Origin of the sequence: Dokdonella immobilis, from assembly GCF_900115085.1 — a bacterium.
Classification (GTDB): Bacteria; Pseudomonadota; Gammaproteobacteria; order Xanthomonadales; family Rhodanobacteraceae; genus Dokdonella; species Dokdonella immobilis.
This window is the reverse complement of the sequence record NZ_FOVF01000014.1, coordinates 1-22,210: the sequence shown is the minus strand read 5'-3', so window position 1 is coordinate 22,210 and position 22,210 is coordinate 1. Positions and strand designations below refer to the sequence as shown.

The following is a 22,210-nucleotide window of genomic DNA, read 5'->3' as shown; positions in this document are numbered from 1 at the left end:
AATCCTCGCAGGGGGGATGAGGGGGTGCTCTTGCGGGTCCTCCTGATCGAGTGGCATCGGGAATCGGACATGCATTGTCCAGGGTGGCTCGCGAATCGAACTTATCGGTTGATCCGATCAATAGAGATATCGTCGAACCAGAGCGTGCCGAAGACGATCTTGCCTGAACCCTTCGACCCGGCATTGCGCAATTCGAGATCCTGCACCCGGCAATCACGCTCCGGAACCACAAGGTCGACCGCCCGTTCGGTCCAGTCGAAGGTTCCGCTCACGGCATCGGCCGTCGCCAGCTCAGTTCGACCATCCAGGCAGCGCACGGTCCACTGCAGGCCGCGATCGCTGCGTACGTCCTGCGCGCGGGCCCGGAAGCGCAACCGGTATTCGCCGGGAGCCAGCAGCAACCATTGGTGCAGCGGAATGCGTTCGGTCCTGCGCCCCAGGAAGCGCAGCCGCAGCGCCGCCGATCCGTCCGCCCCCGCCAGGCTCTCGCGATCGATGATGACATCGACGGATTTGCCGATGCGCCAATCGAAGCCTGTCCCGCTGGGCTCGCTCTCGAAGCCGCCGTTGTAGACGCTGCGCAAGGTATTCATTTCGGACAATGGCAATTCTCCTGCCCAGCGCGCATACGCTTCGCCCCACGCGCCATCCTTCGCCAGCCGGTCGATCCACTGCCCCATTTCCCCCGCATCCAGCGCATCGCGTCGTTGCAGCGCGGAGAACACATGCTCGATGGCCTCCGGGCTGCCCTTGATCATCATCGAATTGATCAGGCTGGCCCGCCATACCGGCTTCAAGGTCAATCGTTCGGCCAGCGCATCGGCGAACGCCGGCTTCTCGGCCAGCGCCATCAGCACGGGATGGATCCTGGCCTGCATCCCCGGCGCGATGCGCCAGATGCGATCGACCAGATCGAGCGCCTGCGCATAGTCGCCCTGCTCCAGTTGCTGGCCGAGCAGCCACGCCGGCGGCCCGAGCGCGTGCGGCGCGCGCCGCAGGGCGATACTGGAAAGCGTCTCGGTCTGCTCCATGTCGCCTTCGGCAACAGCCACCTTGCTCAGGATGACGAATCCCTCCGGAGAGAGCGGCTCGGCATGCAGAAGCCGCAAGGCCGACGCCCGCGCGGCGGCCCATTCCTTCCGATCCAGTTGCTGTTGGGCCAGGGCGGCCAACGCCACCGGATTGGCCGGATCCCAGTCGAGTGCCCGCTGCGGCTTATCGGATGCGAGCCGGTCCGAGATGCCCGTGACAACGATGCGCCAGCAGGCCACGGCGGCAAGCGTCAACGCGATCGCCCAGGCCGCGCCGGTGGCGACCCGTCTCATGGCGTTGGCAGCATCTTCATCCGGGTGATCTTCCAGTCGCCGTCGCGCCAGGCCATGTCGAGGTAGAACCGCCCCTTTTCGGCGACCTTCCTGTCGGCATCGACGTGGTAAGTCGCCTCGAGCGCGACGGCCGCATCCGACATCCGCCAGGTCGGCGGATCCAGGGCGAATCGATCGATGTCCACATGGCCATTTCGCGCGTGCAGCGCCTTGCGCTCGCGTTCGGCCGTGAGTTGACCGGGCATGTCGCTCCATTGCGGCAGCTCGGCCGTCTTGCTGCGAAGGTAGCTGACCATGCTCCGCAGGCGCTCGCGCGCCATCTCGAATCGCTCGACCGCATCCTCACTGGGCGCGGCCGCCACCGAGGACGGGCCCGGCGGTGCGTCCGTCGAGGCCAAGGCATCGCGCGCGCCCTCGGCATCCGTGACCATTTCCGGCGACGACGCCGGCGCCGTTGCCTCATCCACCGGATCACTCGCCGGCACGACAGCGACTTCCTCGTTAGCGGAGGAAACCGAGCCGGAGTGGGCAAGCATCGTCGACCCTTCGCGAAGCTGATTGCCGCGCCGGCTCGATCGCGGATAGGCCGACGCCTGGCCGATGGCCGATGAATCGCCGGAAGCGTGGGCAACGCGACCTGCCTGCGCCGGATCGGCTTCCACGGCCACGGGCCGATCCGCGCGCGGCGGCCGGGTTAATGCCGCGGGTGTGCTGGAATTGCCCGGATCGGTTTCGGTCGCCTGCGGCAATTCGGTGTGCGGGCCCGGTTCGACGAGGGCGGTCTCTGCGCGGTCGATCGGGTGTTCGCCACGATCGCCGTCCGAGGGTCGTGTCTCGCCACTCTCCGTGCTCCCCGAATCCGGGCGCGCCGTGAATATCGAGTCGCCTGCGTTGGTCGCACCGCCACCCGCAGCGACACCCATCGAGGTGGCTTGCGGTGGTGCAACCGGTTCGCTGATATGCAGGGCCTGCGCGTCCGACTCCAGATAGTCATCGCGCGTGACCGCGAGATAGAAAAGGCCGGCGCAAAACAGCAGCAAGCCGCCAATCGTGATCCCTCGCAGCCAATGGCGGGTGGTTCGACGAACCGGCTCGGCGCTCCAGGCAGGCAGCGGCATGGCCCCGACATCGGGCAAATCCTCAACGCTTGCGGGCAACTCCGGCCCACGGCTGCCGTCGTAGGCTTCGCGCGCCTTCGGGTTGCGCAGTTGTTGCCAGGCCCAGTTGACCTTGGTCGCGAACACTGCCTCCCAATCCTCGCCACGCCGGTCCGGATGCAGCCAGCGCTGCAACAGGATGTAGTGCTGACGGATCTGCTTGCTTTCCGCGGCAGGGGAAAGGCCGAGGACCCGGTACGCATCCGTGCCGGGCTCGAACAGGACCTGGTGCAGGTAGAAGCGGACCGCCTCGAGAACGGTCTCTTCCGGCTCCGAGAACAGCGCCGCGGCATTTTCCAGTTGTGGCTGGGTCGCCGAGGCGATCTGCAAGGCCAGCCCCATGTTCTCGGGCAACGGGCGATCGCGCAGGGCGAAGCGCTGGATCGGCGCCTGGTGCAAGGCCATCGCCAGTTCCAGCGCATCGGTGCTCATCTACGCGCCTTGCGTTCGAGCAGCTTGGTCGAGCCGCCATAGGCGTAATAGCCCTCGTACTCGTAGCCATAGCCGCTGGCCTTGGCGTCGTACTGGGTCAGCAGGCAGCCGATCAGGCGCGCGTGGGTCACGCGCAGACGCTTGATGGCGGCCTGCGCCGAGCTGATCCGCGAGGAGCCGGACTGCACGATCAGCAGGGTTCCGACCGCGGCATTGGCCAGGATCGGCGCATCGGCAATGCCGAGCACGGGCGGACCGTCGATGATGATCTGGTCGTACTTCTGCGCCGCGATCAGCAACAACGAAACCAGGCGCGAACCGGCCAGCAGCTCGGTCGGGCTCGGCGGCAGGGGCCCGGACAGGATCACGTCGAGCTTCTGGTTGTCCGTATGAGTCACCGATTGCGCGAGGGATTTCGCGCCCGACAGCAGGCTGCTCAAACCGGGACCGCGGGGCAGACCCATGGCCTTGGCCAGCGACGGGTTGCGCAGGTCGCCCTCGATCAGCAGCACGCGCTTGCCGAGCTGGACGAAGTTGTTGGCCAGGGTCAGCGCCGAGGTCGACTTGCCCTCGGTAGCGGCCGGACTGGTGATCAGCAACACCTTCGGCACGCCGCGGTCGGTCGAGAACTGCAGGGCCGTGCGCACCGAGCGGTAGCTTTCCGAGAACGCCGAACGCGGATCGTTGAGCGCCTCGCGCGGGGTCTGCCGGGCCAGCTTCGGGATGATGCCGAGCACCACCAGTTTCAGATGCTGCTCGATGTCCTGCGGCGTCTTCAGCGTATCGTCGATGTATTCGAGCAACAGCGCGAGCATGACCCCGAGCAGCAGGCCCAGCGCCAGGCCGATCATCAGGTTGCGCGAAAGGCTCGGTTTGAAGCGCGATTTCGGCACCTCGGCGCGGTCGATGATCGAGATATTGCTCGGCTTGGCCCCGCCGGCCATGCCCACTTCCTTGTAGCGCTGCAGCAGGGCGTTGTAGAGCTGGCGGTTGGTATCGACGTCGCGCTTGAAGATGTTGTACTGGATGCTGCGCCGATCCGTTTCGAGCGTTTGCGAGCGCAGGCTGTCGAGTTGCTCGACCAGCAGCTTCTCCTGCGCCAGCGCCGAATCGTACTCGGCCTTGACCGAGGCGCGCATGTTCTTCAGTTCGACGTCGATCTGCCTCGACGCCTCGTCGATCTGGCTCTTCAGCGCCAGCATTTCCGGATAGTCGGGCTTGAACACCTGCAGCTTCTGCTGGTACTGCCCCTGCAGCGTCGCGCGCTGCTGCTGCAGGATGCGCACCGGCGAATCGACGAACATCTCGGCCGGCAGCGTGGCGCCGCTGGCACCGCTCGCCGCTCGCCAGCGTGCCTCGGCGCGGATGCGCTGCTGCTGCGCCTCGGCCAGGGAGGCATTGAGGCTGACCAGGTTCTGGCCGACCAGCGAGGTTCCGTCGGCGCCCGGTACGATGTCCTCCTTCTGCGCGAACGAGACCAGAGCGCGCTCCGAATCCTCGAGTTGAGACTTGAGCTGGGCGAGCTGGTCCTCGAGGTACTTCTTGGCATACGAGGAAGCCCCGAACTGGCGATCCATGCTCGAGGCGATGAAGCCGTCGGCCAGCGCGTTGGCCACGCGCGCGGCAAATGCCGGGGACAGGCTATCGAAGCTGACCCGCACCAGATGCGAGTCGCGGACCGGGCTGACGGTCACGCCGCTCTGCACCTGGGCGGTCGCCACGCGCAGCTTCTGTATCGGGTCCACAGCGTCCGCACCGGCCCCTTCGGCGGCAGCCGGCTCAGGCGCAACCGGCGCTTCCTGCAGGCGCGAACCCGGGTTAAGCAGGTTGCGCAGGCGGTCGGTCCAGCTCGGCGGCTCGAGTCGTTCGAGCACGTTGGTATCGGCCAGGTGCAGATCGCCAACGACGCGCTCGGCCAGCGAGCGGCTCTTCAACAGCTCGTACTGGGTCTGGTTGAAATCGCGATCGTATCCGCCAACCGGGGTAATGCCCTGGACGTCCATGATCTGCATGGACTGGGCTTCGATCTGCATGACCACGGTGGCGCGATACGTGGGAGGCGTGAGCAAGGTGCTGATCAGGGCAATCGCCACCACCGCCGCCACGATGCCGGCAATCAGCCAGCGCCGCTTGACCAGCATGCGCCAGTAGGCGAGCAGATCGATGCCGTCGTCATCGCCCGAGTCGGCGCCATCCACCGGCGTCGCCACGATTGCACGGGATTCGCTGAACGCCTGCTGCTGCAGCGCACGCCCGGAGGGTCTCGCTGCCGGCAGCGAGCTGCCGCTGGGGTTTGCGTTCATCGGAAACTTGTCAGGCGCCATGGAGACTCACTTTCCTTCGTCGTCCGTGATGCGCGCTATAGCAGGAAGAACAGCCCAACCAACGGCAGCGCCTTCATGACATTCTGATAGGCCGATTTGCCGGCCGCATCGCCAACGACGACGATATCGTCTCCGTAGACCAGCGGATCCTCGGCATCGCCGCGCCGGATCGCGCGGACGTCGAACGCCGCGGCCATCTTCTTGCCCTGGACCTGGCGGAACACGACCACCTTGCTCGGCTCGGCCATCTGGTCGAAACCACCGGCAATCGCCATGGCCTGCAGCAGCGTGGTCTTGCCGGTCAGCGGATAGATGCCGGGCCGCTTGAACGAACCTTCCAGGGTGATGCGCTGGCTGGCGTATTCCTTGACGAACACGGTCACCTGCGGATTCTGCAGGTAATTCTTGGACAGGCTCTCGGCGATCAGTTGTTCGAGTTCCGGCACGGTCTTGCCGCCGGCCACGATGCCACCGACCAGGGGCAGCGAGATCTCTCCGTTCGAGTTGACCCTGACCGTTCGGGTCAGGTCGGGCACGCCGAACACGGCGATCTCGAGCTGGTCCTGCGGGCCGACCCGGTAGTCGGTCGTGCCTTCGTAGACGCCATTCAAGGTCGTGGTATCCGACGGCGGCAGCGCATTGGCGTAGGGCGTCGTGCGCACCGCCGGCCCACCGCCACACCCGGCCAGAAACAGCGCCAGTGAGCAGGCCGCCAGACTTCGCAATACAAAACCACTCATCCACATGCACCCGCATCCTTGGAGCTTCATTGTGCCCCAATCAGGCGCTTCCAGAAACTCCCTGTCGACTTGCCCTTCGAGGCCGGCAACGGCGGTGGCGGCAGCTTCTCCGGCGGCAGGTTGTCGATGATGCCCTGCGGACGCGTGACCACAAGGTGCGTGGCCTCCTGCTCACCGACCCGCCGCGCGGCCGCCTCGCGCCCTTCCGAGAGCACCGGGGGCCGTCGTTCGGGATGATGGCCATCACTGGCCAGGATATGCACGTGGCCTTCATCCAGCATGCGCTCCGACCAATAGCGCGGCTGCTTGCCGAAATGGCCAGCCACGCTGCCTGCCGTCAACTGCATCCACACTCCGTTCTCGGCCAGGCGCTTGAACATCTCGTAATGCTGCTCGATCCAGGTCAGGCGCTCGGGATGGGTAATGACCGGCACATAGCCCGCAGCCCGCAGCTCGAACACCGATTCCTCGAAACGCGGCGGCGCGACATGGTGCGGCGGCTCGAGCAACAGATAACGCGTCCCGGCCAGGGTCGGCACTCGCCCACGCCGGATCGACTCGCACAAGCCAGGCTCCAGATGCACATCGGCACCGGCAAGCAAACGCAACTTGATACCCCGCGCATCGAGCCGCCCCTGCAGCTCGGCCACGCCACGACGGATCCCCATCGCGTTGTTCTCGTACAACCCCGGATAGATATGCGGCGTACAAGCCACCGTATGCACCCCATCCGCCACCGCAATACGCGCCATCTCGAGGGCCATCTTGAGATCGACGGCCCCGTCATCGATGCCGGGCAGCATATGGCAATGCAGATCGATCATGAGCTCACACGGAATGAAACAGCGCCATCAGCTTATTCATTCGCCCCAAAAATAGAAACGAGCCCAACCACCCCGTTCGCGCAGCGAAGCAAAGCCGGACAACGAGACGTAACCGTTCGTCCTGAGCGTAGCGCAGCGAAGTCGAAGGACAATTTCCCACCAACCCCAACCTGGAATGCCTCTCCCCCCGGCGGGAGAGGCTGCCGACAGGCTGGTGAGGGTGGCCGAGCGGAGCGGCAATCCCAAGTTCAAAAGCCCACCCTCATCCGCCCTCCGGGCACATGAACTCGCACCATCCCTGGCGCTCGCCCTCGCGGGCAGCTCCGCTGCGCAAAACGGCAATCCTGCCGTTTGGTCTCCCGCCAGCGGGAGAAGGAAAAGCAAGAATCCCTCACCCCCACCGTTCGTCCTGAGCGTAACGCAGCGAAGTCGAAGGACCATTTCCCAAGATCAAAAGCCCACCCTCATCCCCCTCCGGGACCTTCTCCCGCCAGCGGGAGAAGGAACAACAGGAGCTCCTCACTTCCGTTCGTCCTGAGCGTAGCGCAGCGAAGTCGAAGGACAGTTCCCCAACAATCCCGATCCACAGCCCCCGAAGTCGTCCGACTCAGATGCCTCTCCCGCTGGCGGGAGAGGCTGCCGACAGGCTGGTGAGGGTGGACGGGCGAAGCAGCAACCCCACGCCCTCGGAACACACCCATCAAGCCCGGGCTTTGCCCCGCACCCGCCGCAACAACACAACGACCGGCACAGCCAGCAGCATGCCCAGCGCGGCACCCACCACGTCATCGCGCGCATCAGTCCAGCGCGGCGTGCGCCCAACCGTCATGTACTGCATCACCTCGGTGATCAGGGCCAGCGCGACCAGCGCCAGAAAAAGAACCCACCACCGCGTCCGCAGCATCAGCACACGCCAGAGGAAACCCAAACCGGCGAACAGCACCACATGCTCAAGATCAGGCCCAACCGGCCAAACCCTCTCCAGCCTGCTCATCGAGCGGCTCAACAACGGAAAGCCGCGCCGGATCTCGGCCATCTCCGCCGAGGTCAGCATCACCACCACAACCAGGCCGACCACGCTCAAGCCAAGCACCACCCAACGCAAGCGCTTCAAGACCCCGCCCCCAGCAATTCCCGATAGACCGCAATCGTGCGCGCCACCACAAGCCGCTCGTCGAAGCGCTCAAGCGCCTTGGCACGCGCCGCCTGACCCAGCCGAGTCGCAAGCTCCGGATCATCAATCAGCCGCGCAATCGCCCGCGCCAGCGCATCGGCATCCCGCACCGGCACCCGCAAGCCATCGACCCCATCGGTCACGACTTCACGGCAGCCCGGCACATCCGTGGTCACCAGCGGCAAGGCGCAGGCAGCGGCCTCGATCAGCCCCTTCGGCAATCCCTCGCGATAGCTCGGCAGCACGACCATATCGACACTGGCGAACAAGGCCGGCATGTCATCGACATGCCCCAACCACTGCAACACGCCCTCATCGACCCAGCCCTGCACCGTGGCCAAAGGCACGGCCGCCGGATTGCCCGGATCCGGATCACCGGCCAGCAGGAACGCGCCCCCCCTGCCCTCGGCGCGCAGGATCCTCGCGGCCGCGACAAACTCGGCAATGCCCTTGTCCCAGAGCAGGCGCGAGGCCAGCAGTACCTTCGGCGGCCCGTTCGATTCGCGCGCTGCCGGACGCGCCTTGAACCGCATGCAATCAACCCCGGAACCGGCGATCAGGCGCACATTCGCCCCGTCCACCAGACCCGCCTGTTCGAACAGGGCAACATCATCGGGGTTCTGCAGGATCAGGCGCGCATTCGCGCCGCCCAGGGTCAGCCGCAACAGCGCACGCACCAGCGGTCGCAAGAGGCGCGCCTTCAGATCCGCGCTGCTGAACACATAACCCATGCCGGCGACGGCATTGATCCGCGCCGGCACCCCGGCCATACGCGCAGCCAGCGAGCCATACACCGCGCACTTGATCGTAAAACCATGCACGAGGGCCGGCCGCTCGCGCCGGAACAACCGCCACAGGTGCCACAGCAGGTGCAGCTCACGCAGCGGGTTGAGGCTGCGCCGAACCATCGGCACCGGCACCCAGCGGAGCCCCAGCGCGCGCAACTTCTCGCCATACGGCCCCGGCGGCGAAATCAGCAGCACCTCGTAACCGGCATCGCGCAAGGCCAGCGCCAGCGATCGGCGGAAGTTGTAGAGGTACCACTCGGTATTGGCGAAGAGGACGATCTTCAAACCATCCCCTCCGCCGCGGACGCAACGCGGCGCGCCAGCGACCTCAGTTTCTGCTGCAGGGCGGCGGCAGGCAGCGTGATGGAAAGCGCCTGTAGGCACCGATGCAGCCGCTCCGGTCGTTCACGCAATGACGCCAACGCCAATTGCAAGTCGGCGACAACACTCACGCCGTACGAAGCGATGGCCTTGACCAGGGCCGGCCTCAGCGCTCGCGGCGGCAAATCCAGCATGGCCAGGTCGATGACATCGCGCGCGAAGACACTGTCGTCACGCCAGCGATCGGCGTTTGCCAGTAATTTGCAGGCGGCAAGATCCTGGCGCGACAACGTCGAAATGCCACATACCCGTTGCGTGCGTCGCGACGCCTCGAACGCGATGCGGGCTTCACGCACGATTTCGAACTTGATCGGCGTTCCTTGCACATCAAGCACGGTGCGTATGCCATATTGATCGGCGCGCATATCGCGCTCGCAATCTATCGGTCGGACATCGGCCCGGGTGAGCGCCGACAGATCCCGCGCGCCACGAAGACGCTGACGCAATTCGCGGTAACCGGCCGCGTCGGACACCAGGAAGTCGATATCAACCGATTCCCTGTACTCCCCGAACATCAGTGCAATCGCGGTACCCCCTCCGAACCAACACTGGAAGGTTCGCAGTAGCTCGCCATCCAGGCTCGACAGCACGCTGGCGATTCGCTGATGGTGCGGACGATCAAACATGATCCGCCGTGCGATCGAACAGTCGACGCAACGATGTGATCAGGGCTTGCTCGTGCGTCGAGAGTTGGGCGGTATCAAGGTGCCGTCCGTTGCGCTCGTAGATCTCCCAGGCCTCGCGAGGGCTGAGCCATTCAAGTCCTTCCCGGAGTTGCCAGGCCAGTCCTCGTAACCCAGCGTACTCGGCCAAGCGGATCTGAAGCGGAACCCAGGCATTCGGGTCCGGCGAGCGAGGGGTTTCCACCTCGGCAGTGCCGTCGTCGCCGATCACGAACGCCATGTCCAGCACGGCAGCTGCCGCCAGCACAGAGCCCCAGGCGACGGTCGTCTCGCCTTTCTCCAACCGGTGCCAGGTCACGCGGGAAATGCCTGCGGCTTCCGAGGCTGCCGTCATGTTGATACCCAACTGCTTGCGGCGAGCGCGCAGTGCAGTTCCGAAGCGCTTTGCCTGCGCCTCGAGCATGGGGTGGGACGGTTGCTTCGCCATTGGGCGCACGCTGGCAATTCAGTCGAAAAGTGTTTCTTATGTTAGACATTACACCGACAATGTCAATAATAGGAAACACATTTCGGATATGCCGGGAGGCGCGTCCGCCCTGCCAAATCCGCCTCGCGGTCACGCAGGATTGGGCATGCCATCCGCGCAAGCTCGCCATTCCGGCATGAGTGTTGGCGACGCCATTGTTTCGCGGCAAGGCACGGCCTGATCCAAGGCCAGCGCCAGCAAACGCCGGAAGTTGTAGAGGTACCACTCGGTATTGGCGAAGAGGACGATCCTGACCACGTTGCATTCCAGATCCGGTGGAGTTCACCTCTGTGCGTCGCCGCGCGACTTGGCCCGCTCGACCGACACCGGGCGGCCCAACCCGCTGCCTGACGGGGACCGCGTGCCGCACGGACCATGCCCGCACAGCGGTTTGGTACAGTGGCAAAGTCGCCTCGAAACCGGCGCAGATCGTACCATCGCGTTCCAGGGGAATCGTCAAGGCGCATGTTGACAGGCAAGGAATCCAGCACTCGAACCTCGGGCGAACTGCGCGCCAGCCTGGGCCGGTTCCTGCGCCAGCTCTCGCCGCGCCGTAAACGTCAGCTCGTCCTGCTGCTGGGCCTCATGCTGCTCGGCGCCATAGCCGAATTGCTCTCGATCGGCGCGGTGTTGCCTTTCATCTCTGTCCTGGCCAACCCCGAGGCGACCGCGAAGATGCGGATCGTGGGCCGGTTGATGGCTGCGACCGGGCTGACATTGGCGCAGTTGCCGCTGGCCGTCAGCGCGGTATTCGCAGGACTGGTTGTGCTGGCCGCCGCGGCCCGCCTGCTGATGCTCTCGGCGAGCATCCGCTACGCCAACGGTCTCGGCGCCGAGATCGGGGAAAGCCTCTATGCCCGCACCTTGCAGCGCCCCTACAGTTTCCATGTCAGCCACAACACCAGTGTCATCATCGGCTCGATCAACAAGGTCCAGAAACTGATCGTCAGCTACGTGCAGCCCTTGCTGACCGGAGCGACCGCGTTGGTGGTGGCCATGGCCATCGTGCTGCTGCTCGTGGCCATCAACCCGGGCGTAGCACTCGCCGGCGCCTTCACTTTTGGCGCCTGTTATTTCCTGATTGCGGCGCGCGTACGCAAGCGCCTTCGCGAGAACGGCAGTGCCATCGCCCTGACCAACGACCAGCGTATCCAGGCCATCCAGGAAGGCCTTGGCGGTATCCGCGATGTGATCCTCGACCGCGCCCAGCCAATCTATTCGCGCCGCTTCTCGCGCATCGAACAGCGCCTTCGCCGCGCCCAGGCCAGCAGCCAGTTCACCAGCACGTTCCCACGGGTGGCCATCGAAGCGATCGGCATGTTGTTGCTCGTTGGATTCGCCGTTTACTTCAGCGGCACCGGGCGCGACTTCAACACCATCCTGCCGACGCTCGGCATCCTCGCCGTCGGCGCGGCAAAGCTGATGCCGCTGTTCCAGCAGGTCTATGCCGGCTGGAGCGCCGCGCTCAGCGGACAGGCCTCGGTGAATGACGTGCTCGACCTGCTCGAATACGAGCCGCTGCCGCAGCCGGATCTCGACGCCATTCCATTCCGAAACGAGATCTGCATGCAGCAGGTGGTCTTCCAATACGAGGCGACCACCGCGCCAACCCCGGTTCTGCACGATATCAACCTGCGCATACGCCGCGGCGAGAAGATCGGCATCGTCGGCGTGACCGGCAGCGGCAAGAGCACGCTCGTGGATCTGCTGATGGGACTGCTGTCGCCGACATCGGGCCACTTCAGCGTCGATGGCGTCAAGGTAACGCCAGCCAATGCGGCCGCCTGGCAAAAGCATATCGCCCACGTGCCGCAATCGATCTTCCTGAGCGATGCCAGCGTGGCCGAGAACATTGCTTTCGGCACTCCGCCAAACAAGATCGATCAAGCCCGGCTCGAAGCGGTATCCCGAATTGCGCAGATTCACGACCACGTGTGTTCACTGGCCGAGGGCTACCAGACTCCGGTAGGCGAACGCGGCGTGCGTCTGTCGGGCGGGCAGCGGCAGCGAATTGGTATCGCCCGGGCCCTGTACAAGGGCGTCGATGTCCTCGTGCTGGACGAAGCGACCAGCGCACTCGATGACGCCACCGAGGACCGGGTCATGAGCGGACTGGGCGAAATGGCGGGCGACATGACCATGATTATGATCGCGCACCGATTGACGACGCTGAGAAACTGCGACCGAATCGTACATCTTGCTAAGGGCCGAATCCAACAGACTACGAGTTATCAGTTGCTGCTCACTGAAAGGCAAGCAGTCTTTGACTCCCTACAAATCGCACCGCATACATGAGTGATCGACCAATTAGAGGTGCCTACGTAGCGCGTCTGGATCTGAGCCAGCCGCACCTGAAGGGCGTAGCGGAGAAGATCCGAGGACAGAGAGTTGCACTTGCAAAGGAGCTGGGCGGACCTGTACGACTGATTTACCCAGTTGGCGCCTCCATATTGCTGGACGAGCAAGTCGCCAAGCATTTTGGCTACGGCGCGCTCCGCCGACGCCTAACATATTATCTTTTTTTCTATCTAGCGGTTCCACGCTTGCTAGGAGTGGTGGAATACATCTATCTCCGCTACCAAGGTTGCTCGCCGCTAATGCTTTGGATGCTTTGGCGTGTGAGGCGCTCAGATCCAAGCATCAAGATTTTGATCGAAATTCCGAGCTTTCCGTACGACAATGAATCTCAGACCCTTCGCGAGAAAGCCAAGCAAACTGTAGACCGCCTATTTCGAGGAATGCTTTGGCGATTGGTGGACAGAATTGTTACGTTCTCTCATCAGACAAGCATTTTCCGCGTTCCGACAATTCGAACCGACAATGGTGTCGATCCAGCGCGCTGGCCTCTCAGCGCTAATCGCGATCGGAGCGCTGGATTGCGCCTTCTCGGCTTGGCAAACCTGTCCAGGTGGCATGGATATGATCGCGTCATTACCGGTCTTTCCCGGTACTACGAGAATGGTGGCAAGCACCACGTTTTCTTCGATGTAGTCGGGAGTGGTGCGGAAAGCATGAGCCTCCAAGAGTTGGCGGCAGCTGAGGGCGTAGAGAAATTCGTAAGGTTCTGGGGGCCTCAAAGCGGACAGGAGCTTGAGGGCATCGTTGCGCTTACGCATATTGGGATTTCAAGCCTTGGAATACATCGAGTAATGATGGACTCGTCGACTATCAAGGCTCGTGAGTACTGTGCGCGCGGCTTGCCATTCGTGCTTGGATTCAAGGATCCAGACTTTGCAGGCAACCTGCCATTTGTATTCCACGCTCCAGCCTCCGAGGAGCCGCTTGATATCGCTGCAGTACAGCGCTTTTATGAAAAACTGGTTAGCGATAACCCGAAATTCGGAACAGATATGCGCACTTATGCCGAGCGCAACCTCACTTGGCAAAACAAGATGCAACCTATATGCGATTATATTTGCCAGCCCCAGATTGCTGAGACATGAGCCAGCGTATGGTTGCCTACAACTTGCAACCGAGCGCGCAGGGTAGCGCTACCGCTGGACAGGCAATGACTGCAAACTAACAAGGCCTTCGAGGTCATCGTGGCCTTCGATGGCCCCACCGACAACCTAGAGGACGTACTGCGCAGGTTGGCTCCGTGATTCGGGCTCCGGCGGATTCATATAAACCTTTCGGGTCATGCACTGGGGAGAGCACGCAACGGGGACATGATTTTCTCAACCGGTTTGACGGCTGCATGCTTGACGAAGAAGCATTTTTCTGTGTCTTTTTTGTGACGAATCATAAAAGCAGCTGCGGGCTTGGTCACCGGAGATCCGCGCCATGCAGCCAGCAAGTGGAAGGCGCGAATGGTATGGGAAAAGCGCGAACTTGCGCGCCTTCTTCGACCTACGCCTCCGCCCATTTCGCCGTTGCGTAGGGACTGGCCAAAGCCCTTTCCGATTGAGAGCAGCAAACATATGCAGGGAAAGGACTTCATTGGATTGCTCCTGCTTGGCGCACGCCTAAAGCGTTACGGCTTCAGGGAACATGCGTTTTTTAGGCGCGCTGAATACCCGAACGTTAGATATCAATTCAAGATAGCGATCTCTTGGGCACATCACTCCAGAATCGCGGAAGACAACGATCTTTGTGGCCAACGTAATCGGGGTGGCGTCCAAACCACTCGCCTGATTCTTCACGGCTCAATGACTTCAATGCACGGCGGAATGCACCTACACTGGGTGAGAACGCAACCGAAGGCGATGGCTCTCCGATTTTCATCTTTCCCCTCGAACGTCCCAGCGGCCATTCCTTTCGTGCTGGAGAAATTCGCCGTGGCGAGGCCGCTCAGCACAGTTACCGGAAACCACTAGAGTGCAGCTGCTGGTTTATACCTGTGTTTTTGGCGGATACGACCGGATCTATCCACCCGTCGAGATGGATCCGTCTATCGACTATGTCGCAATAACTGATGACCCCGCTTTGAATGTGCGCGGTTGGCGCCCGCATTTGGTAGATAACAGCCAATTTTCAAGCGCGCGTATCGCAAATCGCTTCTATAAGATGCTTGGTCATCGAATTTTGACCGGCTACGATGCTGGCATTTATGTTGACGGAAACGTTCGCATTCTCGGGCCCAGCTCCCGGCTCTTATCGAAGTTTCTTCAGACGGGTACGGCAGTGGGACTCTATCGTCATTCGAAGAGAGATTGCGTGAGGTCCGAAGTTGCGACCTGCATCAAGATGGGCAAGGTCGATGATGCGCGCCGTATCGAAGAGGAACTAAACACTTACTTGTCGGAAGGCTTTCCAGACCGACAAGGTCTAGTGGAGGCTACGGTGCTGCTCAAGAATCACGCCCATCCCGAATTGGACTCGGCGATGGAGTTGTGGTGGAACTTGTATAGTCGCTATGGCACGCGCGACCAGATCAGTCTCCCGTATGTGTTGTGGAAGACAGGCTTGCCTCACCACTGGAACCCCGGAAGCTTTCGTGATGAGAACCCTTATTTCGGCGTTTACCCGCATTTTGCTGCTCTGGATGTCTCGGCACGCTATGCGCATACGCGCGCGCGTTCCTACGACAGCCGCTTTTATCTGGGTCTTCTAGCGGCGTGGCACGCAAAGTGGCGCATACAACGGTATTTTCGGGCGCGGAAGGGGCAGATTCGGTGATGGTTTCCATCGCCATGGCGACTTTCAACGGTGCAGCTTTCCTCCCTGCGCAGCTAGAGAGCCTTCTTAGCCAAACTCGGCAACCAGATGAGTTGGTCGTGGCCGATGACCTGTCCACCGACGCCACGCCCGACATAGTTCGCGCCTTCGCGCTTACATGCCCTTTTCCGGTTCGGCTTGAGATCAACGACCAGCGCCTAGGCGTGGCCCAGAATTTCAACCGAGCCCTGTCGCTGTGCACAGGCGACCTGGTCTTGCTGAGCGACCAGGATGATGTCTGGCTGCCTGAGAAGATCGCAGTTTTGGAGCAGGAGGCTCTGCGGAATCCTGACAGCTCCTGCTTCATCAATGATGCATTGTTGGCCGACCGCGAGCTTGTACCCACAGGTACTACCAAGCGGGGCCAGATTCGAGCTGCTGGCTTGCCGGACGAGGCGATGGTCATGGGATGCTGCGCGGCATTCCGCCGAAGTCTTTTGACCTGCCTACTGCCAATCCCAACGAGTCAGCGAGCACATGACAATTGGCTTGTGCAAACTGCTGACTTGCTGCACCAGACGTCACGGCTGGATGATTGCCTCCAGCTGTATCGTCGACATGGTGACAATGCATCCGATTTTTTCGTCAATCGACTTGAGCAACCAAATTTTATCCAAGGGCTAATTGAGCGCGCGCAAGGACTCGTTCGCAAGGCCACTCACTCGGGCGGGCTGGCCGACGAGCAGAATTTCCTGGCCACAGCTTCCCAGCGAATGTCCGAACGGCAGGAGGAATTCATAAAGCTGGTGGGGAGAGAACATGCCACTTGCACCCTCGCCAGTACTGAGGCTCGAGCTCGACATCTGGCGAGACGGTGCGCGATTCGCACGCTGCCGCGCTATCGGCGTTTTCCAGAGATCTCGGCGTTGTGGCGCGATGGGGGTTATGCGACCTCCGGCAAAGTTCCAAGCGTCATCAAGGATATGCTGATCAGCGCGACTCGAGAGATTGCCTCAACGCTATGATGGTCACTCAAATCCTCTATTCCGGCTTGGGTGGACATGGCAGCGTGGCCTTTTCGCTCGCCGCAGCATCCCGGGCAGCAAATGCATGGGCGCCGAGCCTGATCTTTTTTGGTGTCGAACCGGTCCTCCCGGAATACCGAGCCATGTGTACTGCGAACGGAATCACCTTCCAGCATGTCGGGACCAAGCCTCGTCGCGCCTGGCTAGCCTGGCCAGCGCTCTATCGCGCGCTTGAACGCTCTCGCCCGGATGCGATTGTTCTGCACAGCGTAAAGGCAATTCTGCCCTGTGCGCTGTACGCTCATCGACACGGGATTCCCATTCTGGCGATTGAGCATCAGGCCAATGCACTTAAACGCGCCAGTGAATGGTGGATCTCGCGATTGTTGATGCGGTACGCGGACTCTGTGGTGGTATTGACACCCGAGTACCGGGCTCAACTGCAACGGGGACTGGGTGGCCACTGGCGCGAGAGCAAGGTACATGTGATCTCGAATGGCATCGACACAGATGTCTATAGTCCAAGTGGATCCGTGGGATCACTCAACTCCAGGCGTGTAGTCGGGATGGCTTCTCGCATGACCGAGATCAAGCGACAGGACCTGCTGATCGATGCAATGGCGATTCTGTGCGCCGAAGACGGGAATGATGCCTGGCAGCTGAGCCTGGCCGGCGTGGGGGAAACCCTGCAAGATTTGCGCACGCGCGTCAGCGCGCTGCAGCTTGATGAGGTGGTGTCGTTCGTGGGTTATCTCGGCGAAGCCGCGCTGCAGGAATGGTTCAGGGGCCTCGATATATACGCGCATGCCTCGTCAGGGGAGACTCTGAGCACCTCTATGATCCAGGCCCTGGCGATGGGTTTGCCTGTCGTGGGCTCCGACGTCGCTGGCATCGACAATTTGCTTGGTTCTGGTGGCGGTGTCGGTCTGCCGGTCGCTCAGACACCCGAGGCTTTTGCCAGAGCCATAAGGCAACTCATTGATGACCCTGACCTGGCTTCAGGACTGCGCACACGAGCACGGGCATTGGCGGTTTCAGAGTATGGCCAGCTCGCGATGTTTGAGAAGTATCAGTGCATTCTGGGACGCCTGTGCGCCGGGTAATCCATCTCTTGCCTTACGATGGCATTGGCGGTGCCGAATCTGCGGCCCGGTCAATGGCCGACAGCGAAAGCGGCCCTCTCGACTTCCAGGTCCGCTTCCTGTTCCCATCCGTGCGAACCAGTCGACAACGGTTGCGTACGTGGAACCCGCTGGCATTCCTCGCCGCAGTTCGCGCAATTCTCAAAAGCAAACCCGATCTTCTTATCGTCTCGCTTTGGCGCTCGTGCATCGTCGGCATTCTGGTCCGGACGTTCCGCTCCCGAATCAAACTGGTAGTGCTGATCCACAACTCCGTCGACGCCCACTGGCTTGACTACCTGTTCACCCGCTGGGCCATGGCTCTGAGTAGCGCGGTCTGGGCCGATTCGGAAGCTTCGGTGGAGCTGCGCTTTCGGAATACGCTTCGTCGACAGGTGACCATTATTCCGTTTATGACTCGTCGAATCGCCCCGGCGCGCGCTGTGGACACAATGGTTCCGCCGACACCGCAATTCATATTTTGGGGGCGGTTGGCTCCCCAGAAGAATCTGGAACGGGCCATCCGGCTATTTCATCGCATCTGGCAAGCTCGCCCCAGCGGCCGATTCACGATAATTGGCCCTGACGCCGGCGAAAAGTCATCCCTTCAGGCACTTTGCAGCGAATTGGGCTTGACCGCTGCAGTCCGATTTATGGGCGAAATGAGTTTTGAGGGCATCCGTGAGCTTGCCACTGACCATTTTTTCTATCTGCAAACCAGTGCATACGAAGGAATGGCAATGTCGGTGGTCGAAGGCATGCAGCTGGGGCTTGTTCCTGTGGTTACGCCAGTAGGCGAAATAGGACGGTATTGCCTGGACAACGAGAACGCAGTCATTGTCGACTCCGATGAGCGGACCGCGACATCCATCTTGCGCTTGCTGGACGAGCCAGCGGCCTACGCAGAATTGCGTCGCAAAGCTGTTCATTACTGGCACGGCAGACCCATCTACCGAGAAGCCGTGATAGCCGAATGCCTTCGGCTTGTCGGCCCATAACGATACAGGCCAACCATGCTGACCTATTGGTTTTTGTTCATGTTTCCGGCGATAGCAGCGCTGCTAGGTCGCGACCGCGGACCGAAAGACCCGAGATATCCCGTCAAACTGACGCCGCCCTGGATCGTATTCGGAATTGTGTTGGTCGTAATTATTGGTCTGCGATACCAAGTGGGCGGCGATTGGTACAACTACCTCGGCCATCTGGAAGAAGCGCGTGGTGAGAGTTGGTCGTCTTTGGTCATGCAGAGCGATCCCGGCTACAAGTTGCTCAATGCTCTGAGCCTTTCGCTAGGGTGGGAAATCTATGGCGTGAACACGGTCGCCGCCTTGATATTCTCGGCGGGCTTGATCGCATTCTGTCGTCGATTGCCCAAGCCATGGCTGGCATCGGCAGTGGCCGTTCCGTATCTCGTGATCGTGGTGGCAATGGGCTATTCACGCCAAGGCATGGCATTGGGGTTTTCCATGCTCGGCTTGTTGGCCCTGGAGAGAAAGGCAGCGCCTCGATTTGCCGGCTGGGTGGTCACTGCAACGCTATTTCATCGTTCGGCTATGTTGCTACTGCCCATTGCCGCGCTGACTGCGACAAGGAAGCGGGTTTGGATAGCCTTCTGGATCGGTGTAATCGGAGTCATTGCCTACCTCGCCTTTCTGGAGCGAGAAGCGTCCTATTTGTACACGCAGTACTTTGAGCGCGGGTATGAATCTCAAGGCGCATTCATTCGCCTGGGCATGAATTCTCTCGCGGCTGTGTTGTTCTTGCTATTGAACCGCAGTTTCCACATGTCGCCTGAATCGACAAGCTTGTGGCGTTGGATATCCTATCTATCGCTGCTGCTGATGGGAGCGTATTTCGTTTCGCCAGGGAGCTCGGCTGCGCTCGATCGCCTTGGACTCTATCTGCTCCCTCTTCAATTGGTCGTCTATTCCTACCTACCTGGTGTACTTGGGGGCCGCCAGAAAAAGCTTTGGGTCACCCTGGTCCTTTTCTACTGTGCATTGGTCCTGTTCGTGTGGCTGAACTTCGCGAGCAATGTGTATGCTTGGTTGCCCTATAGAAACATCATTCTTGAATAGCCACATCGAGGTTCGAGACAGAACTCTTACCGTATCGATTAGTTGACCATGTGCTAGCAACCGCATTCACCACGGGACACTGGAAATTGATTGCTGTCTCAGGATTGTCCGCGACGCCCAGAATCGACCTTGCGCAACTTGTTGAAGCATACGTCAACTGGCATAAGCGTCATACTATCGCGGGTTTAGTCATATTCGTAGATACTGCAGCTGCGACCACCACAGAGTTCTTTCAACCATGTCATTGACCATTGTCATCACGACTTACAACCGGGTGACAGTTCTTAAGGTCCTGCTGGAACGACTTAACGCCCAAAGCGACCAGAACTTTCAGGTTGTGGTGGCCGTGGATGGATCCACAGACAACACCGAGCAGATGTTGCAGGGCATCGAGACCTCCTATTCGCTCAAGTGGGTCAACACCCATTGCGAATCCTATGGCCTGGCCATGGCTCGGAACATGGGCATACTTGAGGCCGACAATGAAGCTATAGCCATCCTCGACGATGATTGCTTTCCGTGTCCCGGCTATGTTGCTGCGCTGAAACGATCCGTCCGTTCGCGGACTATCACCGGCGGGCCGAGGACTCCTGCATCCACATTGGATTCCAGGCAAGTCGAGAAGATGCGTGAGCTCGATCGTTTACCGGATTGTGAGCCGCTTGCTTTCAGCCGTATTCGTCGGGAGTGGCCCAAGGCGGCTATTACCGAGTGCAATATCTGCGCGTATAAGCGCGATCTAGTCGATCTGGGCCTGTTCAGTGAGCGATTGAAAATCTACGGATTCATTGGCCAGGAGTTCTTTGCAAGAGCGGAGCACTTTGGCTACGCCTATCAGTACAATCGCGAGGCCGAAATTGTCCATCACCGACAGAAGGATGGCGACAACGAACTATCCCTCAAACGGAAGCGGATCCAGATCATGATGGCGACAGCACTTAGGCCTGCTCTCATGAATCCGACCCAGTATGCAATTCAGTCCGAATGGGCCAAGCGCATGTCGGAGCGGTATCCGGCAACGTGCAAACTGCCCGGACTACCCGCTTCGGCTTGGCTGGGTTTTCCCTACCGGTTCATACGCAATCGAGCGGGCGACCTGAGGCGTCGTTTGCGCGACGCCCGACATCAGAACGCCTGATTCCGCCGGTTCATGATCGCAGCCAGTCCACTTGCAACTGCGCTCCATGCTACAAACAGGAGGGCCGGCATGAACCCGACGTACCAAAGCACGAAGTTGATGTGCGTCTGCGTGAAAGAGTGGCCCTTGGCCAAGATGAACCAGGACAACGGCACCAAGAGGAACACAACAAACGTGTAGGCGTCGCGACGAGCCAGCGGATGCCGAGTCAAGAATTTGTAACCTATCCCCGCTATCGACAGCGCAAACAGACCGAGAAACACCTTGCCGGGAACGATCATGGTGCGTCTACCGGGATACTCAAAGAAGTAGATCTTCAGGACATCCCAGACAGAGGCCCGCAGGGACTCCCCCGTTTCTCCGGCGAATGAGTTCGGGTCCCCAAACGTCCGCCGCGCAATGTCTTCGACGTAGATGTTCCTGATACCGGCCAGTAACGTATCGCCGCGGACCGAGGCGTGAATCAGAAAGGCGGCGACGAAGCCGACAACGCAAACAGCGAATACGGCCGCCGCCAGCTTCCATCTAGGTCTCGCTTCGGGGTCGCCGAACATCGGCGCCACGAGAAGTACGGAGCATGCCAACAGGGTGACCGAGGTCAGGTACTCGTAGCTGGAAAGGCATTTGAGCATCATCAATAGGCCGATCAAACCCAGAAGCAGCCCCTGCCCGGTCCGCGTCCTGGCCTGGTAGAGGAAAGCTGCGGCCAGCGCTGGCGCCAGCATCAAGTAGGGATTCCAGTACAGATTCCTTGCCATGCTCAGGAAGTACGGCGCGCAGGCCAGTGACAACAGGAAGAGAACTGCAAACAGCCGGTTGTAGAGCTGCAGGTAGGTGAAAAACAGGCCAGCGAGAACGAGGGCTGTCAGGATCGCCGGAATCGTCTGCAGTTGTGCCAACGTCGTCAAACCGAGCGTCCGGCTCAGATAGGAATAGACGATTTGCTGCAGTCCGAATTGCGCCCGATAGTATTCGAATGCGATCGGTTCCTCGGCTGGGTGTCGCTCGAACAGGCGAATGCTTTCCGGGGCCGTCTCTTCGGAGTCCCATTCAATCGGCTCAGGCCGAGTTGTGGCGACCTTGCCGAGATTCGCCCCTTGTTTGGTAAGCGCCTGCCTACGACACCTGTAAGTCATCGCTCCGATTTGCTTCGATGCGCGCCCGTATTCAATGGAGCGCAGCGATGGTCAGCAATTCGGAGTTTTGGTCGAGCCACATGGCGGCATGGAAGAGCGGTGGCCTGACTCAGGCGGCGTATTGCCGTCGGCACGCCTTGAGTTTGCCAAGTTTTGGCTATTGGCGGCGCATCCTGAGGAGGCAGCCAATGATGCCGTCGTCGCCCGCGGTCGTGCCCATCCTGGTTGGCGAACCGGAGTCGGTCATTGAGGCAATCGAGGTGCACTTGCCCAATGGCTTGCAGGTACAGGTGCCCGTCGGTATGGCGGCGGCACGCTGGC

At 61.1% G+C, this 22,210-nt stretch carries 21 protein-coding genes; 9 read left to right on the top strand and 12 right to left on the bottom strand.

Features of this window, described 5'->3' with window-relative positions; translation table 11 throughout:
• Nucleotides 1-101 precede the first annotated feature (101 nt).
• The 10 genes from BM125_RS10830 to BM125_RS20220 form a co-directional block, all read right to left on the bottom strand.
• A complete protein-coding gene (locus BM125_RS10830; RefSeq protein ID WP_092407834.1) occupies nt 102-1,325 on the bottom strand; it encodes a tetratricopeptide repeat protein in 1,224 nt (407 codons plus the stop codon).
• Nucleotides 1,322-2,914 (bottom strand): DnaJ domain-containing protein, encoded by a 1,593-nt coding sequence (locus tag BM125_RS10825; RefSeq protein WP_092407832.1) that lies wholly within the window; start codon nt 2,912-2,914, stop codon nt 1,322-1,324. Before BM125_RS10825 ends, BM125_RS10830 begins: the two co-directional genes overlap by 4 nt.
• Nucleotides 2,911-5,238 carry a GumC family protein gene (locus BM125_RS10820; RefSeq protein WP_092407830.1) on the bottom strand — a complete coding sequence of 776 codons (2,328 nt, stop codon included), beginning with the start codon at nt 5,236-5,238 and terminating at the stop codon, nt 2,911-2,913. The genes BM125_RS10825 and BM125_RS10820 overlap by 4 nt, the downstream gene beginning before the upstream one ends.
• A 35-nt stretch (nt 5,239-5,273) precedes the next feature.
• Complete coding sequence (locus BM125_RS10815; RefSeq protein ID WP_175498026.1) at nt 5,274-5,978, bottom strand: polysaccharide biosynthesis/export family protein; 705 nt, start codon at nt 5,976-5,978, stop codon at nt 5,274-5,276.
• Between the two features lie 26 nt (nt 5,979-6,004).
• On the bottom strand, nt 6,005-6,802 hold the full coding sequence (locus BM125_RS10810) for a tyrosine-protein phosphatase (RefSeq protein ID WP_175498025.1): 798 nt from the start codon (nt 6,800-6,802) through the stop codon (nt 6,005-6,007).
• Between the two features lie 700 nt (nt 6,803-7,502).
• On the bottom strand, nt 7,503-7,916 hold the full coding sequence (locus BM125_RS10805) for a VanZ family protein (RefSeq protein ID WP_092407826.1): 414 nt from the start codon (nt 7,914-7,916) through the stop codon (nt 7,503-7,505).
• The gene (locus BM125_RS10800) at nt 7,913-9,049 is read right to left on the bottom strand and encodes a glycosyltransferase family 4 protein (RefSeq protein WP_092407824.1); all 1,137 of its coding nucleotides are present in this window, start codon (nt 9,047-9,049) and stop codon (nt 7,913-7,915) included. Before BM125_RS10800 ends, BM125_RS10805 begins: the two co-directional genes overlap by 4 nt.
• Entirely contained in the window at nt 9,046-9,771 is a 726-nt protein-coding gene (locus BM125_RS10795) for a nucleotidyl transferase AbiEii/AbiGii toxin family protein (RefSeq protein WP_092407822.1), read from the bottom strand. The genes BM125_RS10800 and BM125_RS10795 overlap by 4 nt, the downstream gene beginning before the upstream one ends.
• Nucleotides 9,764-10,231 carry a helix-turn-helix domain-containing protein gene (locus BM125_RS10790; RefSeq protein ID WP_175498024.1) on the bottom strand — a complete coding sequence of 156 codons (468 nt, stop codon included), beginning with the start codon at nt 10,229-10,231 and terminating at the stop codon, nt 9,764-9,766. Before BM125_RS10790 ends, BM125_RS10795 begins: the two co-directional genes overlap by 8 nt.
• 153 nt (nt 10,232-10,384) lie before the next feature.
• Nucleotides 10,385-10,552: a hypothetical protein gene (locus tag BM125_RS20220; RefSeq protein WP_175498023.1), complete on the bottom strand. Its 168-nt coding sequence runs from the start codon at nt 10,550-10,552 to the stop codon at nt 10,385-10,387.
• Nucleotides 10,553-10,759: 207 nt separating this feature from the next.
• Here BM125_RS20220 and BM125_RS10785 point away from each other — a divergent pair, with 207 nt between their 5' ends.
• Complete coding sequence (locus BM125_RS10785; protein ID WP_175498022.1) at nt 10,760-12,589, top strand: ABC transporter ATP-binding protein; 1,830 nt, start codon at nt 10,760-10,762, stop codon at nt 12,587-12,589.
• Nucleotides 12,586-13,737 (top strand): glycosyltransferase family protein, encoded by a 1,152-nt coding sequence (locus tag BM125_RS19845; protein ID WP_139224961.1) that lies wholly within the window; start codon nt 12,586-12,588, stop codon nt 13,735-13,737. Before BM125_RS10785 ends, BM125_RS19845 begins: the two co-directional genes overlap by 4 nt.
• A 194-nt stretch (nt 13,738-13,931) precedes the next feature.
• On the opposite strand, the gene BM125_RS19840 is transcribed toward BM125_RS19845, so the two are convergent.
• Nucleotides 13,932-14,234, bottom strand: a complete 303-nt coding sequence (locus BM125_RS19840; RefSeq protein ID WP_139224960.1) for a hypothetical protein — start codon at nt 14,232-14,234, stop codon at nt 13,932-13,934.
• Between the two features lie 377 nt (nt 14,235-14,611).
• Between BM125_RS19840 and BM125_RS10775 the strand changes: the two genes are divergently transcribed.
• From BM125_RS10775 to BM125_RS10750, 6 genes are all read left to right on the top strand, one after another.
• Nucleotides 14,612-15,412 carry a glycosyltransferase domain-containing protein gene (locus BM125_RS10775; RefSeq protein WP_092407814.1) on the top strand — a complete coding sequence of 267 codons (801 nt, stop codon included), beginning with the start codon at nt 14,612-14,614 and terminating at the stop codon, nt 15,410-15,412.
• Nucleotides 15,412-16,416, top strand: a complete 1,005-nt coding sequence (locus BM125_RS10770; protein ID WP_092407812.1) for a glycosyltransferase — start codon at nt 15,412-15,414, stop codon at nt 16,414-16,416. The genes BM125_RS10775 and BM125_RS10770 overlap by 1 nt, the downstream gene beginning before the upstream one ends.
• Nucleotides 16,413-17,519, top strand: a complete 1,107-nt coding sequence (locus tag BM125_RS10765) for a glycosyltransferase family 4 protein (protein ID WP_092407810.1) — start codon at nt 16,413-16,415, stop codon at nt 17,517-17,519. The genes BM125_RS10770 and BM125_RS10765 overlap by 4 nt, the downstream gene beginning before the upstream one ends.
• Before the next feature lie 53 nt (nt 17,520-17,572).
• Nucleotides 17,573-18,535 carry a glycosyltransferase family 4 protein gene (locus BM125_RS10760; protein WP_092407808.1) on the top strand — a complete coding sequence of 321 codons (963 nt, stop codon included), beginning with the start codon at nt 17,573-17,575 and terminating at the stop codon, nt 18,533-18,535.
• A 15-nt stretch (nt 18,536-18,550) separates the two neighbouring features.
• Entirely contained in the window at nt 18,551-19,615 is a 1,065-nt protein-coding gene (locus BM125_RS10755; protein WP_092407806.1) for an EpsG family protein, read from the top strand.
• A gap of 238 nt (nt 19,616-19,853) precedes the next feature.
• A complete protein-coding gene (locus BM125_RS10750; protein ID WP_092407804.1) occupies nt 19,854-20,753 on the top strand; it encodes a glycosyltransferase family 2 protein in 900 nt (299 codons plus the stop codon).
• Here the strand turns inward: BM125_RS10750 and BM125_RS10745 are convergent.
• Complete coding sequence (locus BM125_RS10745) at nt 20,741-21,889, bottom strand: glucosyltransferase domain-containing protein (protein WP_092407802.1); 1,149 nt, start codon at nt 21,887-21,889, stop codon at nt 20,741-20,743. The two genes, BM125_RS10750 and BM125_RS10745, sit on opposite strands and share 13 nt — an antisense overlap.
• Before the next feature lie 17 nt (nt 21,890-21,906).
• Between BM125_RS10745 and tnpA the strand changes: the two genes are divergently transcribed.
• Nucleotides 21,907-22,210, top strand: a 304-nt coding sequence (tnpA, locus tag BM125_RS19835) for an IS66 family insertion sequence element accessory protein TnpA (RefSeq protein ID WP_217647854.1), incomplete at its 3' end; no start/stop codon positions are given.